General features: G+C 40.8%; 10 protein-coding genes. All 10 read left to right on the top strand.

The features are described 5' to 3' along the window. Positions 1-52: 52 nt before the first annotated feature. Positions 53-379: a hypothetical protein gene (locus AC58QG_RS12685; protein ID WP_497362382.1), complete on the top strand. Its 327-nt coding sequence runs from the start codon at positions 53-55 to the stop codon at positions 377-379. Positions 380-1,137: 758 nt separating this feature from the next. Beyond that, positions 1,138-1,341 (top strand): hypothetical protein, encoded by a 204-nt coding sequence (locus AC58QG_RS12680; protein ID WP_497362381.1) that lies wholly within the window; start codon positions 1,138-1,140, stop codon positions 1,339-1,341. A gap of 165 nt (positions 1,342-1,506) precedes the next feature. Beyond that, a complete protein-coding gene (locus AC58QG_RS12675; RefSeq protein WP_497362380.1) occupies positions 1,507-5,112 on the top strand; it encodes a polysaccharide lyase family 8 super-sandwich domain-containing protein in 3,606 nt (1,201 codons plus the stop codon). Between the two features lie 289 nt (positions 5,113-5,401). After that, entirely contained in the window at positions 5,402-7,027 is a 1,626-nt protein-coding gene (locus tag AC58QG_RS12670) for a type 2 periplasmic-binding domain-containing protein (RefSeq protein ID WP_497362379.1), read from the top strand. 61 nt (positions 7,028-7,088) lie between these two features. Continuing rightward, complete coding sequence (locus tag AC58QG_RS12665; RefSeq protein WP_497362378.1) at positions 7,089-8,006, top strand: ABC transporter permease; 918 nt, start codon at positions 7,089-7,091, stop codon at positions 8,004-8,006. A 12-nt stretch (positions 8,007-8,018) separates the two neighbouring features. Beyond that, positions 8,019-8,897 (top strand): carbohydrate ABC transporter permease, encoded by an 879-nt coding sequence (locus tag AC58QG_RS12660; protein ID WP_497288101.1) that lies wholly within the window; start codon positions 8,019-8,021, stop codon positions 8,895-8,897. 106 nt (positions 8,898-9,003) lie between these two features. After that, positions 9,004-11,280: a helix-turn-helix domain-containing protein gene (locus tag AC58QG_RS12655; protein WP_497362377.1), complete on the top strand. Its 2,277-nt coding sequence runs from the start codon at positions 9,004-9,006 to the stop codon at positions 11,278-11,280. Between the two features lie 100 nt (positions 11,281-11,380). After that, positions 11,381-12,634 carry an alpha-L-fucosidase gene (locus AC58QG_RS12650; protein ID WP_497362376.1) on the top strand — a complete coding sequence of 418 codons (1,254 nt, stop codon included), beginning with the start codon at positions 11,381-11,383 and terminating at the stop codon, positions 12,632-12,634. A gap of 706 nt (positions 12,635-13,340) precedes the next feature. After that, positions 13,341-14,357 (top strand): response regulator, encoded by a 1,017-nt coding sequence (locus AC58QG_RS12645; RefSeq protein WP_497362375.1) that lies wholly within the window; start codon positions 13,341-13,343, stop codon positions 14,355-14,357. Then, the gene (locus AC58QG_RS12640; protein ID WP_497362374.1) at positions 14,354-16,192 is read left to right on the top strand and encodes a sensor histidine kinase; all 1,839 of its coding nucleotides are present in this window, start codon (positions 14,354-14,356) and stop codon (positions 16,190-16,192) included. Before AC58QG_RS12645 ends, AC58QG_RS12640 begins: the two co-directional genes overlap by 4 nt. Positions 16,193-16,219 lie beyond the last annotated feature (27 nt).

The raw sequence follows: 16,219 nt of genomic DNA, 5'->3' as shown, positions 1-16,219 counted from the left end.
TGTTTCACTCTTTATTGGAATTTGTGTTTTTTTATACAAAACATTTTTTAATATGTATTCTGAAGAAGATAAGCAATCTCAATCTATTAAGATAAAGGGAGGAGAAGTAATAGCAAAAATTGAAGCAGCTATCGTTATTTATGAAAAAAGTGAAAAAGATCGTTTATGTCAAGATAAATTGATTGAAAAGCTCGGCGAAGGCTATGGTTATCTCCCCTGGGAAATAAAACAAAAGATCCGTTTATTTTATGAAAATCGTTCTGATGCGACAATTCTAACACTAAAAAAATTAATAACTTCAGAGCTAGAAAAGATATCGACCTTTGGCGGAAAAACTCTAATGTTAGACCAAATTTTTGCGTTTATTGCAAAGTTCTAAGACCACTTTGGCCTTTATTTACGGTCATTATTATTTTATTAATATTAGGTGCAAATTTTTCGGCTTATTCAAAAGCAACTACTCTAATATCAAAAATAGATGTGATGGCAAGCTACTTGACTATACTGATCTCTTGTCTCTTTTTGCTTTCAATTTTTAATATACTTATTGAAGGAAAATGGAGACGAGGGTTGGGAATAAGAACATGGTTATATATTACCGTTATAATTGTGACTCCATTTGTAATTAGCATGTTTTTCCCTAGCTTACTTTCAATATCATTACTAGTACAGGGTATAATATTTATTGCTCTAATACGAGATAAGTCATAATAATGTTAATTAATTAGTCCAATTGAATAGAACACCTCCATTTAGTTGTTTATGGAGGTGTTCTATTTAATATATTTTTGGAGAATTAGTCATTGGTAGCAGCAACAGTTTTACCGAAACTCTATAGGGAATGATAAGCGTACTCAAATGAAGAGAGACTAAATGATTTACGACACGGACTTGACATCATTTCATGTTTTCCTGTTGTTTTTGTTCCAGCTCAAAGTACCAACATATTGGTCAGCTTTGTTAGAGGAGATACAAAAGACGCATTTATAAGAATAGGAGTTTTAACGGGAATTTCTATCGTAGCTAAGGTTACTTTAGTCTCTATCGATGGTGGCTCAATAGCAATATGAGAAGAGACTGGTTGACTTCTCTATGTAAAGAGGTACGATAACCTATCTCACGGAAGGAAACTGAGGGATGAATGGAATTGAAGCGGTTGTTGTTGGAAGAGTACAATACTTAAGTAAAGAGTTCTGGACGATAGAAGGACGTGCTTTCGAGGATATTAACGTAGGTGATTTTTTAAATCATGATTCAAAAGCACCAATGGTAAAACAAAATTGGAAGTTATATCAGTTTCAACTTTATAAAAAGTTCGATGGAAAATTAGTATTGGAATAGTTATCGGGGATTGACGAATATCTCGAATATTTAGGTATGAATGCCCAACACCAAGCTCATTTTCGCAAAAATAAACGACTCGGAAAAAATTGCCGATTTACTAGAAAGCGTTTACAAACTATCTTAATAGCGAAAGCTAGTTTAAATAGAGGAGGGATTATTAATATGTTAAAGTTGCATCGATCGGTTAATATTCTGTTTCTATGCTTGGTTGTCATGTTTGTTTCGACCCTCGGTGCTCATCCACAGACTGCGCAGGCAAGTGACGAATATGATGGATTGAGAGCCAAACTTCAACGATTGCTGCTTGGCGATGAGATGTACTCGTTGCCTGTTACTGATGTCATTCTCCAGACCAAAATTACTAAGATGGATAGCACGGTCTCCACATGTTCAGCTTCACAGGCTCCTTGCTCCAGTGGCAAAGGGTATTGGGATCTCATGAATCGCAGTGTGAGTCGCACGTATGTTTGGATCGACTTACCTTTTACGAGCACGGATAGCTTTACCAATTCCGGCGATATCTCTCTATCTTACGGACGTTTATATGCGATGATTACTACCCTTTATACACCTGGATCTACTTTTTATCAGAATGCTGCGCTAAAAGCAGACGTGATTAGTGCACTCGATTGGCTGTATGTACAGAAATATAATACAACGGTTACGACGTATGGTAACTGGTTTCACTGGCAGATTGGTGTGCCTCAATTGCTGACGAAGACGGTTATTCTAATGTATAACGACTTGACCTCCACACAAATTACCAATTATATGAATGCGGTAAATCGCTTTATTCCTACTGCAACCGCCCGAACGGTAAGCGGAAGTCCAATTATGACAGGAGCCAACCTACTGGATCAAGCGATTGGGGTTGCTTATAGAGGCATTATCGTTAAAGAAGCAGCCAAGATTACGAATGCTCGCGATTCGCTTAGTAGTGTATTTAGCTATGTTGCTCCTTCGGCAGCATTGGGGACTTCGGCTCGTGACGGTTTCTATGCGGACGGTTCATTCATCCAGCACGCAACGATACCCTACATTGGTGGGTACGGAACTGCTCTGCTCAACGATGTTGGGATCCTGTTGTATATACTCAGCGGTTCAAGTTGGGATGTAACGGATCCTAATAAATGGCATGCTTACAAATGGGTGTTTGACTCCGTCGAGCCGTTTATATATAACGGGAATGTCATGGATATGGTCAGAGGGAGAAATATTGCTTTTGGTCCCTCGTTAGGTGTGAAGGATATGATCCCTGTTCTTACGGGAAAAGGACTGATTTCATCTATATGCTATTTATTAATTTCAGCTCCTGAGGATAATCAACTTATGGGGGCCGCGTACCCGGCGAATCCGAAGCAAGCGATTCAGAGCATGTTAAAATATTGGATTACGTTAGATAGCAGCAACCAAATCATGTCTACAGCATCCATCTATCAATACTTTCAGTTGAAAGCTATTATGAATGACTTAACGATTCCTTCCAGAGGAGAGAAATTCGGACAGTTTCAATACCCAAACCAAGATCGTGTGGTTCAATTACGACCAGGATATGGTTACGGGATAAGTATGTCATCCAAGCGTGTAGACAAGTACGAATCTGGGAACAAAAATAACGTGAAAGGCTGGTATACCGGCGATGGAATGACGTATCTATATAATTCGGATACTGCTCAATACGATAACTATTGGCCTACGGTGAATCCATATCGTCTCCCGGGAACAACCATTGATACCCAGACACGAACCACCAGCAGCAACTGGTTGAATTATTTGAGTCCAAACACATGGACAGGCGGCTCGGAGCTTCTTGGTTTATACGGCGCGACAGGTATGGATTTGAAATCTCCCGGAGATATTGGTACCGGAGGAGCTATACTTACGCCGTCTAGCCTGACTGCAAAGAAGTCTTGGTTCACCTTCGACAATGAGATTGTTGCGCTAGGTGCAGGCATTACCAATTCAGGGCAGGTGGGTAATGGTTGGGATGGTAGTCTGCGTAAAGTAGAAACGATTGTTGAGAATCGGAAAATTGATGGGAGCAACGCACTGACAGTGAATGGAAATGCCCAATCGACTGCTTTGGGATGGTCGGCAGCATTAACAGGAACAAATTGGCTTCAATTACAGGGAAATACGAGTGGTGATAGCTCCAGTGTCGGCTATTATTTCCCAAGTAATACTACACTCCTTGCCAAGCGTGAAGTACGAACCGGAACATGGAACGAAATTAATCAGGCTACACCGAATGTATACACCGTTTTCGATACGGAGGATTCTTATGTCCGTCAAAATGAAGCCAATCATGGAACTGAATCAACATTGGTGGTGAAGAATGATTCAGGCGGTTATGCAAGGGAGAGCTATGTTAAGTTCGATGTGAGCTCTTTTGTACCGAATGGCGCTACATTCAATAGCGCTCAAATCACGTTGGTACCCGCTGCAATAGGTCCAACTTCTAATCCGATTCAGCATAAAGCAGAGTGGGTATCGGACAATTCATGGTCTGAATCAGGCTTACTATGGGCAAACAAGCCTAGTTCTGTTTCATTGAATCCGATTCAGGGATGGAGTGGCATGCAGGTTGGCATCCCGATTAACATTGATGTTACAAGTGCACTCCAAACAGCGCTGGCGAACAATCAGAACGTGTTTTCACTGCGGATTTACGCAACTTCTCCCTTTGATTCGAATAGTTGGGTCAACTACGCTAGTCGGGAACATGCAAACGCCACTTATCGTCCTAAGCTCGTATTAACGAATTACAAAGAGCCTATTACGGCCAATTATATGACCATGTGGCTGGATCATGGCACGAATCCAAGCAATGCCACTTATAGTTATGTAACCTTACCTAATGCTAGCAGTGCTCAAGTTCAGAGCTATGCGGCTAATCCGGATATTGTGATTTTAGAGAATACTTCGAGCGCGCAAGCCGTCAAAGAAAAGACTTTGAATATCGTTGGGGCTAACATTTGGACGGATGGCAGCAAAACAATTGGCGATGGGAACGGTGGAAGCCTTATAACCGTTAATAAGAAATCGTCCGTGATGGTCAAAGAAGAAGGAGGAACACTCGATTTATCCCTATCCGATCCAACCCAGGCGAATACAGGAACGATAGAAGTGGAATTGAATCGAAGTTATAGTAACGCGGCTTTTCTGGATAATGGCATAACCGTGACGCAATATAGTCCGACATTGAAGCTGTCTATTGACGTGAACGGCTCCTATGGGAAAACGTTCCACGCTCGATTCAACACAGCGATTCCTACAATCGTATCCGCTCATGATGACGCTTGGGTGCGGGATGGCAGTTATGCGAATACGAATTATAGTAGCACTAGCTATATGGAAGTAAAAAAAGATACCGCAGGTTATATCCGGAATGCTTTTTTGCAATTTGATCTTTCTGCCTACACAGGCACCGTCTCGCAAGCGGCGATTATGATTTCTCCAACGGGAACGCCGGATACTGAGGTTGATCATCAGGCCAAAGTGGTGACGGAGCCTTGGAGTGAGAGCGCGTTGACGTGGAACAATAAGCCAGCATCGGGTCAGCTTATCGCACAGTGGAAAGTGCCAGCAGCTGGGAATAGCGTGTGGATTGATGTCACAGATCAAGTGAGGGATGCCTTATCCTCAACAAGCAAACAGGTGGGCATTGAGATTTCTTCCATAACCAGCGGATCGAGCAGTTTTGTGAGCTACGCCACGAAAGAGAACGCTTCGGCTACGAGTAGACCTGGTTTACGAATTCTGCCTTAAACGATAGGATAGATGTCCTCGTTTTTCTGTGACATGCAGAAAAATGAGGGCTTTTCTTCATTCACAATACATATTGAATCGTCGATGATAAAATGATTGTGCCTGTTATTATAGCGTTTTCTCATTAAATGAGGATACGACAAAAAGAAGCGATGACAATTCTGAAGAAAACAATACGACTGAAAAATCGCCGATATACGATTTGGATAAACGTGATGTATGCTCCAATCACAGGACAAGTCCACTTCACCGTGGGAGTGTCAGATAACTAAAAAGGGGAAGTGTATCCATGAAAAGAAAATTACGTTCAACCGTTTTGCCAGTATTAGCATCCATTCTAGTACTATCGTTGGCAACTGCTTGCGGTAACTCAGGAGCAACGAAAGAGGCGGCAGGTAGTGTAGCTCCAGCAGCAACGTCATCAGTTTCTAAAGATCCAGTGAAGGTGACATTATGGACACCGCTAAATGGAAATGCATTGGCTGTAGTAAAGAGCATGAATGAAATGCCTATGGTGCAGGAATGGGCGAAGAAAACCAATGTAACGTTTGATTTTCAACATCCATCAGGTAGTACTACTTCGGATCACACGCAGCAGTATGGTGTCATGGTTGCTTCTAATAATCTGCCAGATTCTATGCTGTGGAATTGGAGTAATGTTCAGGGCGGAACTTCGAAAATGTTTAAAGATGGTACGATCATTAGACTAAATGAGTTAATTGAGAAGAATGCACCCAACTTGAAAAAGATTCTGGATGCTAATCCTCAGATTGCGAAGCAAATCAAGGCGGACAACGGTGATATTTATGTGCTACCTCACTTGAGAGTAGGTCAATACGGCCAATTCAAAACGTTCTCCGGCATGATGATTCGTCAAGATTGGCTCGATGAGCTTGGATTGAAAGCTCCAGAAACAATGGACGATTGGGAAACGGTGCTTAAAGCGTTTAAGGAAAAGAAGGGTGCAATTCCTTTCACAATGAATAAAGGAAATACGATTTCAAATGTTGATTTTGCAGGCGCATTCGGTCTCCCGGGAATTAGCTTCTATGTAGATAATGGCAAAGTAAAGTACGGACCGACGCAACCGGAATATAAGCAATATCTAACAACAATGCAGAGATGGTATAAAGATGGCCTGATCGATCCGGATTTCGCATCCAATGATGGCAAAACGATGGATGCGAAAATAACTTCAGGCAAAGCAGGCGCATTCTTCGGTTACATTGGAGGAAGCCTAGGAACTTATATGCCATCCTTGCAGAAAATTGATCCAAAAGCGAAGCTTGCTGCCGTACAATATCCTGTATTGAAAAAAGGTGATGAGCCTAAATTCGTTCAAGCAGCTTGGGAATATGATAATGTAGGGACGGTTATTACAAGTGCAAATAAGCATGCTGCCGAAACCGTCAAAGCAATGGACTATTTATTTAGTGATGAAGGATCAATACTCAAAAACTTCGGTATAGAAGGTCAAACTTACAAGAAAGTAGACGGCCAGCCTAAGTACACAGATATGATTTTGAAAAACTCGGACAACTTGCCAATTCCTCAAGCGATGGCTAAATATTTTATTGCCAACTATTCCTTCACAGGTTTGGACGATGACCGTTACAATGAGCAATATTATCAACTACAAGAACAAAAAGATGCTGTGAATATCTATGCGAAGTATGCGAAAAATGCGTATAACGTGATGCTGCCTCCGGTAGTGCTTACACCTGAAGAAGCGAAGGAATCAGCAAAGATTATGAACGATGTATCGACCTTATTGAAAGAACAAGTTACCAAAACAATCATGGGCTCCTCAAAGCTTGAAGATTATGAAAATACGCTAGAGCAAGTGAAAAAGATGAACATCGACCGTGCTGTAGAAATTAACCAAGCGGCACTGGATCGCTACAACAAACGTTAATTGAACGATGGATAGGGGAGGTAAGGCCTCCCCTTCTTATATAACAGTAAGGAGTGAGAACATGGCGAAGTCCATTCAGGTTCTAACAGCTGACTTGAGAAAAAATCGCGCAATCTACCTGATGGTACTGCCGGTTGCGCTGTATTTCTTTATTTTTAAATATTTTCCTATGTACGGCGCAGTTATTGCTTTCAAAGATTTCAGTCCCGCGAAAGGGATTTGGGCAAGTGATTGGGTAGGATTTCAGCATTTCACTGCTTTTTTCAAAAGCTACTATTTCGTTCGCGTACTTAAAAATACGTTTTTGATCAGCTTTTATAGCTTAATATTCGGTTTCCCTGCACCTATTATTCTCGCGATTCTTCTGAACGAACTTCGTCTGAAGCTGTTCAAATCAGTCGTACAAACGATTTCTTATTTGCCCCATTTCATCTCCATTGTCGTTATTGCGGGATTAATTATTGACTTTACGAACCGTGGTGGACTTGTGAACTCCATTATTATTTTCTTTGGCGGTCAGGACTCATCACTATTGAATGCTGCGGACAATTTCCGAACGATCTTCATCAGTACTGGGATTTGGCAAGAGCTTGGTTGGTCGTCCATTATTTATTTGGCAGCTCTAAGTGGGATCAATCCAGAGTTATTCGAAGCTGCTCGTGTGGATGGGGCAGGAAGATTCCGACAAATTTGGAGCGTAACGCTTCCGGGAATTATTCCAACGATTATGATATTGCTAATTCTTCGAATTGGCGGTTTGATGGAGGTAGGCTTCGAGAAAATTGTCCTACTTTATAATCCCAATACATATGAGACCTCAGATGTAATTTCGTCATTCGTGTATCGTGAAGGTCTTGCACAAGGAAATGATTATAGCTATACAACAGCCGTAGGGTTATTCCAATCGATGATTAATTTCATTTTACTTATTAGCGCAAACAGCTTATCCCGCAGATTCTCTGGGAGCCGGTTATGGTAGGAGGAACTTTACATGAAAGTAAGCGCATCTGAACGTTTATTCGATATCGGTAATATTATTTTAATGTTATTGCTTATCGTCTGTACGTTATACCCGTTCTATTATGTACTTATGGCTTCCGTTAGTGATTCGAATTTGCTTATCCAACATACAGGCCTGCTGTTAAAACCGCTTGGTTTTAATCTCAGTGCTTTCCAAAAGGTCATAGATAACCCGAATATCTTGACAGGTTATGGGAATACATTAATTATTCTAATTCTTGGAACAGCGATTAACCTATTTTTTACGACAATCGGAGCTTATGCACTTTCCAGAAAATTTGTACTTCGAAAGTTTTTGATGATTGGTATCGTCTTTACCATGTATTTTAGCGGCGGATTAATTCCGACCTATTTATTAATTAATAATTACTTGCATTTAGGGAATAGTCTGCTTGCGCTTATCATTCCCGTAGCAGTCAGTACATGGAATTTGATTATTATGCGAACATCATTCGAAGCAATCCCTGAAGGGCTGCTAGAGTCGGCGAAAATTGATGGTGCAAGCGAATATCGCATTTTGTTCCAGATTGTAGTGCCTCTGTCTATGCCAGTTGTTGCTGTAATGGTGCTTTACTATGGAGTTGCTCATTGGAATTCCTGGTTCAATGCAATGTTGTTTCTTCAAGATCGGGAGAAGTTTCCACTACAGCTCATTCTTAGGGAAATTCTCGTACAGAACAGTACAGATTCGATGACAACAGGAACAGGTAACACAAACGACACGCAAGCCATTGGAGAGAGTATTAAATACGCAACAATCATGGTGGCCACACTGCCAATATTGATCGTCTACCCCTTTTTGCAGAAATACTTTGTAAAAGGAGTTATGATCGGTGCTATCAAAGAATAACAACTGAAATCAATAAAAATGAAGATGAAACAAAAATTGTAGATGTACATGCGCTGATGAAGATGGGATAATACGACGTACAGCAAGAGTAAGGGAGGACTTCTTTGTGAAGCGGAGCGTATTTTTATTTTGGCTTTACTCGAATTTAACGATTCTGTGCATTCCCATCCTCATCACGATGTTAGTTCTTATTCAGTCTCAGCATTTATTGAGCTCAGAGGTTATCCGTTCCAATAAAGCGTTGCTCAATCAGGTTAAACAATCACTGGACAATCAATTCAAAGATATTAAACAGATGGGGCTGCAGCTTTCTCTGGATCCGAAGATTATAAAGTATGTTAATCATGCTGATTTTAACAATTCACAGGCGAAGACAGAGACATTGGATATCATCAACTCGCTAAGATCGTATGCGATATCGAATGGAAATATAAAAGAATTGTACGTGTATATGAAGAAACAGCGTTTCGGCGTGACAACCTCGACGATGAATCAAGCCGAGCTCCTTTTTCAATTACTCCACGAGAGTAAGGGGATAACAGTGAAACAATGGAGCGATTTAATTGAGCAACCCTATTTCGGGAATTTTCTTCAATTATCTCCAGTTGATATGGTCTACATGCAATCCTTGCCTATTCAGAATATGAACGAAGCACCAGCATCTCTTGTTGTCATGTTGAATACAGATCGATTGAAAGAAGCCATCTCGAATATTCAAATTGCCAAAGCAGGCACTGTGCTAATTCTCGATTCTACGAACAAACCGATAATGATTGCAGGTAAATCGGAGCATATATCCGATATGAATGTCGAGCAGATCACTTCTGCGGAAGGTTCGTTTAACCAGCAATGGAACAAGGAAGAAGTGACGGTATCTTACGTTACTTCGGTTGAAAATGAGTGGAAGTATGTATCCATCGTTCCAACGGAAATTTATTCTGCCAAGGTAAGTCAGCTGCGCAATTGGATTTATGCGGGTTTATTTTTGTGTATTTTTGTCGGGGGGCCAATGTCCATTTGGCTGACGCGGAGACATTATATGCCTATCCGTCGTATGGTAGATTTGGTTTCACCGAAGGTGAAACTGAATTTAGAAGGCATTGGAAATGAATTTTCATTGCTTCAATCCTTCATGTCGGAGAAAGAAGCTTTGCAAGATACGGCCGATCGAACTATTAAGATGCAGCAAAATGTACTGCGAAGCCATTTCTTGGCACGATTACTGAAAGGTAGAGTAGAAAGTGGTTCTGCGCTGGCTCAGTCCATGGAATCGTTTCACATGCGGTTCGAGACGAACCGATTTGCTGTATTGCTGTTTCATATCGGTGATTATGCTGCACTGTTTGCAGATAGCGGTCACCGCGATGCGGAGTCCAAATTGCAATACGTGTATTATATCGTAACGAACATCACTGAAGAGTTAATCGGACGAAAGCATACCGCATTCACGACCGAAGTGGATGGCATGGTCGCTTTTCTAGTCAATGTACAAGGATTAGATGAAGTTCTTGCAAAACAGGATTTGATTGAGGCAGCTCAAGAGGCGCAGACCATCATGCAAGAGAAGTTTTACATTCAGCTGACGATAGGTATCAGCGATATCCATCCGTCCTTGGCGGGTATCCCGCATGGATTTGAGGAGGCGCTGGAGGCACTAGAATATAAATTCGTCATTGGTCCCAGTCAAATTATTACTTACGATCGGATCAAACGGCCGAAGAATGAATTGTACTATCCGCTTGATATGGAGCGCCAGTTAATTAATCATATTAAAACGGGTCAGTACGAGGAGGCCATGGAGGCCGTCAGCGAGCTGATCGTTACGAATGTATCAGATGGTACGTTATCCCTTCAGCTTGGTAAGCTTCTTATGTTTGAGCTGATCGGCACGATCTTAAAGGCCATTGAGCATCTGGATCATGGTCCAAATGAGTTAGCTGTCGAGAAGCATGAGCTTATTAAACTGTTGACCCAGTGCGAGTCATTCGCGGAGATTGAAGATGAGATTTATACATTTTTGAAGACGGTGTGTGACTATGTTGACTCTAAGAAGAAGAGCCACAATACGACATTGAAAGATCAGGTGTTGAACTACATCGATGATCATTTGGCGGATATGGATTTGAGCTTAACGTCTCTATCTCTAAAATTCGAAGTGAATGCTCCGTATTTATCGCGATTCATCAAGGAACAGTCTGGGGAAACGTTTATGGATTACGTTAATAAACAGCGTGTCCAATTGTCCAAAAAGCTCATGCTGGAAACCGATGAAACGATAATAGAAATCACGCAAAAAGTTGGTTTCTCGAACAGCAATACCTTCATTCGTGTATTCAAAAGATATGAGGGGATTACGCCAGGGCAATTTAGAAAAGGTGAGTAATAAAGTGTTGGAGGAAATGAGGATGGCAATAACAGAGGTTATTACATTCAATTTTTTCAGAACTTGTGAAATTTGCAGCGAATAGAAAGGTAGTGCGAATATGCAGAGTGTTCAAAAAGTAATGCCTTCCGCAAGAAAGCTTGCTTATCAGGACTGGGAATTCGGACTTTTTTTACATTTTGGATTGCGTACTTTTTATGAAGGTTATATCGATTTTGATGACAGGCCGATGATGCCATCAGCTTTCGACCCTAAGAATTTAGACTGCGAGCAGTGGATTCGCACAGCAAAAGAAGCTGGCATGAACTATGCCGTATTGACCGCAAAGCACCATGACGGGTTTTCCAATTGGCCATCCAGATATAGTGAATTCACCGTCGCTGCCTCTCCATGGAAAGAGGGGAAAGGAGATGTGATTCGCGAATTTGTGGATGCATGCCGGAAGTATGATGTGAAACCAGGCTTATATTACTCCCCATTCGACGGTTCGGCCAATTTTTATACACAAGATGCAAAAGCGTATGACGACTACTTCGTGAATCAAATAACCGAGCTGCTCACTGAATATGGCGAGATTGATATTCTTTGGTTTGACGGCTGTGGCTCCGAGGGGCATACGTATGACTGGAATCGGATTATCAGTGAAATACGACGCATGCAGCCCGAAATTCTAATTTTTAATATGGGTGATCCCGATTTCCGGTGGGTAGGTAACGAAGATGGCATTGCGCCGAGTCCATGCTGGAATGTAGTCGATTCAACTCATTTCTCTGTTCTAAACAACGAAAAAGAAAATTTGTCCGAGCTTCTTTGGCTTCCTGCGGAATGCGACGTACAAATGCGATGTAACTGGTTTTACAGCGACAATGATGAGCATATGGTTAAAAGCGTCGATGAGCTAATGGGGCTTTACTATCATTCCATCGGCCGGGGAGCAAACTTGCTGCTGAACATCGGCCCTGACCGCAAAGGACTATTACCATTAAAAGATACTGAGCAGCTGCTCCGTTTCGGTGAAGAAATCCACAGGCGCTTCGGGAATCCTATTGCAACGATTGCGCACTGTTCAAATGAGGAACGAAAATGGCTTTATGAGCCGATAGAAGCTCATTTACTGGACCACATTGTGATTCAAGAAAACTTGTTGAACGGCGAAATCGTATGCAGCTTTAGGATCTCGATTATAACTGCGAAATCCCGTAGTCCTGTCACCATCTATGAAGGAAATAACATAGGTCACAAAGCTATTATAAGGATTCCAACAGTTAAAGTGGCTGGGGTTATACTGGAGGTTACAGGGAGTGATGGTATTCCTGACATTCGGGAACTGTCTTTTTACTATGTAGGTTCTTGAAGCATTTAGGTTTAGGATGCCCCCTTTCAACGTAGCGAAGTGTTCCTTTTACGAATTGAATGGATAATGGCGAGGAGACTTCATATGAAGTCTCCTCCTTGTTTCTAACGAAAGTGTCTTTATTAAAGTAACGGGAGGATATTTTTTGAAAAATGTAGTACACGCAGCTGAAATATGGTAAATAATCGCTAATTGTGAACAGAGTTGGAGTATGGGCTAAGGAACACTTTTTATCTAAGGAGATGGCTTTCATTTGTAAGAGGACAAATCCTAAAAATGATGGAGGGAGTCACGGAGGAATTCGCAGGCCTGATCAGCGATGTATTCCGAAACAAGCAATAGAATGTTTTTAGCGATATTCTTAAATATCAGAAAATCAGATAAATACATCGTAAAATTATGAAAAAAATAATACCTAAAGGGGATATAATTTAAGGTAATCATAGTAAGTCCTAGTGGAGTAATTCAATTGAAGCGACTCGAAATTATTACTTTCTTGGCTAGCTCTCATGCCTGAACAGTTTAGGTATAAAAGCTCAGCTACGCAAAGTGCTTAAGAAAACATTTTTAGTGGCGCATTTCTAGCCTCTATTTCTCCTGAAGATTGGGAAAAATAGAGGCTAAGATGCTTCTTTTATTTCTATGATGAAACTTGTAAGATTGTCTTTACCGATTGGTTTTACTATCAGGGAAGGTTGATGATGGCATGTACACTGTGTTAGTCGCTGAAAATGAACCATGGGTTTTGAAAGGGATCGTTGAAATGGTGGAAGCAGCAGGCGAAGAGTTTGAAGTCGTCGGTGCATGTACCAATGGAGAAGAAGCTTGGGCTATGATCCATGAAGTCTGGCCAATGCTGCTAATAACGGACATTCAGATGCCTGAGTTAGATGGATTGTCTCTTATTCAGAGAATTGCAAACCATCGTACACCACTAGTCTCAATCATCATCAGCGGGTATGATAACTTTCAATACGCTCAGAAAGCGATGTCTTTTGGTGTGTCAGAATATTTACTGAAGCCTGTTGAATTTGAGGTGTTGCAGGAAACGTTGCATCGCTCTAAGGAAAAACTGGAATCATTAAAGGATTTAAACAGATATATCATCAAATTTCAATCCTTATTAGATAATAGCCAAGGGATTAACCCTAAATTAGCTATGCAAAAGCAACTAGAACTCGTTCAATCTGTTCTTCAGTTAAATTATTTAAACAAGAACGCTAGGGTTGGTCTGCTTAACATATTTGAAAACAAGCTGAAAATGATTTTTAGTGAACTCGGTATCATAATAAAAGATATACCGACTTATGATTCAAATAATGATAATTCCATAATGACTTATTTCAAGAGTTTACTTGAAAAGTGGTATCTGTCAAATCCAACAACAACTAAATCCAGTTTGCCTGATGCTATAGAAAGGTCTTGTAGTTACATAAAAACTCATTTTAAAGAAGATATTACTTTAACAGATATGGCTGAATATACGAACTTTAGTGTCTCCCATTTCAGTGCTCTTTTCAAGAAACATACGGGTACTTCTCTTGTGAATTATGTGAACCGTTTAAAGATCGATGAAGCCAAGCGGTTACTTCTTGAGAAATCATTTTCAGTTTCTGAAATTGCAGAGATGGTAGGGTTCTCGACACTACCATATTTCACGCGAGTATTCAAAGCGATTGTAGGGCATGCGCCGCTCGAATATAGGAAGAGGTTAAATCCATGAGGTTACGCTATTGGCACTATCGGTTCTCCATTAAAACCAAAATACTTGCTCTTGCACTTTCCCTAAGTTTTATCTCGATTGCTCTAATGGCGGCTTTCACTTCCTATTACTACACGGAGTCTGCTAAGAATGACTTTTTTACGATTGCTCAAGATTCTACAGATAGGATTAATCATCAGATTGACCGTTACTTCAATCAACTTGCACAATCCACTTATGCATCCGTAGCTGGCCCACTTCCAACTAATCCTCTACTTGGGGAAAATCCGGAAAGTGGGCTGATTCAATATTGGCTTAAATCAGGGGGAACCTTCAATCGGGAGCAGGAGGCGCTTGTTGAGGGAATTCTGACTAGATATATTGCTATCAACTACTCTAACATTTTGGGCATTGTACTGAGAGCTTTAGACAATAGGCTGGTCTATTCCCAAGATAATGCTTTAAACCTCCCCGTGTACGTTACACCTCCATGGTTTGTGGGTCCTTTAGCAGAAAAGCTAAGGGTTTTCCCTACATATGTAAATCGAGAAAGAATGAAAGTATCCGGTTACCCTTACATAACACTAGTAGTGCCTATTTATGATCCCAATACGGTCAGATTAATAGGCAACCTAAATATCGCTTTGTCCGTAACCGAAATACAAAGTATTCTCGGACAAGCAAAATTGGGCAAGACGGGTTATCTCTTTATCGTGAATTCAAATCGAGAAATTGTATACCATCCAGATGTTAATTTGGTCGGTCTGGAACTATTAGATACCATGCTGAGAGATCTCGATTTGACGAAACAAAATGATACGTTGAAGTTAAAAGGCGAGACGATGCTGGTGTCCAATAACCACTCAGACATAACAGGTTGGCATATCGTTGCGATTGTGCCGATGGATGAAATGGCAAGTGGATTAACTGTAGCAAGAAATTCTACGATAGTCATTTTAGCAGCAATTATCCTGATTTCGTTATTATTTATTCCAAGAATCGTAAGTAATCTCGTACGCCCTATTATCAGTTTAAGAAATTCGATGAGCAGAGTTGAAGATGGTGATATGACGGTCAGATTAGAGGTTATTAGAGGGCATGACGAGATCCAGGGGCTAAATGGCAGTTTTAACAGGATGACTGAGAGACTGGACGATTTAATTCATACGGTACATGACCTAGAAATTAAGAAAATGCAACTGCAGCTTAGGCAGAAAGAAGCGCAGATCCAAGCCTTGCAAAATCAGATAAATCCGCATCTTCTTTATAATACCCTTGAAATTATTAAGAGCATTGCTTTTATTCAAAAAGTTCCGATGATTGAAAAGATGGCGACTAATTTGGCTAGTGTTTACCGTTATACAACCAAAATGCCTGGCACAGAAGTACAGCTTCGGAGTGAATTACATACGCTGCGGAGCTACCTAGAAATTATCCACATTCGTTTCTCTAAAAACTTTAAGAGTCAAATTATTGTCGAAGATAAATTTCTGGAATGTCATATTATTAAGCTATCTCTCCAACCTATTGTGGAGAATTCCGTGAAGTATGCAGTTGAACCAAGAAATGGAAAAGCAAGCATCATCGTAAATGCATATGAAGAACGAGGGGATTTGAAGATTGAAATTGCTGATAACGGTAAAGGATTTCCTGCGGAAGTCCTACAGCATATTAATGAGAGACTAACGTTTGTAACTGAACAGCCAGAATTATTTGCCTCGGAGGAGTCGGTAGGAATCATCAATGTGCATGCCAGACTGGTATTGAACTATGGTACTTCTTATGGCGTGAGTATTGATTCATTCCCTGGCATGGGGAGCGTAGTAACGTTGAAAGTACCGAAAAAGATAAAATAATATCAGAATATAAGATAAATAGATCAT

It is taken from the genome of Paenibacillus sp. J22P169 (genome assembly GCF_059691995.1).
The sequence above is the reverse complement of the archived record's forward strand: the minus strand, read 5'-3'. Positions and strand labels throughout refer to the sequence as shown.

What these genes read in the sequence shown, in the direction of transcription:
- AC58QG_RS12685 (WP_497362382.1), top strand. Translation starts at nt 53, where the DNA reads ATGTATTCTGAAGAAGATAAGCAATCTCAATCTATTAAGATAAAGGGA.
- AC58QG_RS12680 (WP_497362381.1), top strand. Translation starts at nt 1,138, where the DNA reads ATGAATGGAATTGAAGCGGTTGTTGTTGGAAGAGTACAATACTTAAGT.
- AC58QG_RS12675 (WP_497362380.1), top strand. Translation starts at nt 1,507, where the DNA reads ATGTTAAAGTTGCATCGATCGGTTAATATTCTGTTTCTATGCTTGGTT.
- AC58QG_RS12670 (WP_497362379.1), top strand. Translation starts at nt 5,402, where the DNA reads ATGAAAAGAAAATTACGTTCAACCGTTTTGCCAGTATTAGCATCCATT.
- AC58QG_RS12665 (WP_497362378.1), top strand. Translation starts at nt 7,089, where the DNA reads ATGGCGAAGTCCATTCAGGTTCTAACAGCTGACTTGAGAAAAAATCGC.
- AC58QG_RS12660 (WP_497288101.1), top strand. Translation starts at nt 8,019, where the DNA reads ATGAAAGTAAGCGCATCTGAACGTTTATTCGATATCGGTAATATTATT.
- AC58QG_RS12650 (WP_497362376.1), top strand. Translation starts at nt 11,381, where the DNA reads ATGCAGAGTGTTCAAAAAGTAATGCCTTCCGCAAGAAAGCTTGCTTAT.
- AC58QG_RS12645 (WP_497362375.1), top strand. Translation starts at nt 13,341, where the DNA reads ATGTACACTGTGTTAGTCGCTGAAAATGAACCATGGGTTTTGAAAGGG.
- AC58QG_RS12640 (WP_497362374.1), top strand. Translation starts at nt 14,354, where the DNA reads ATGAGGTTACGCTATTGGCACTATCGGTTCTCCATTAAAACCAAAATA.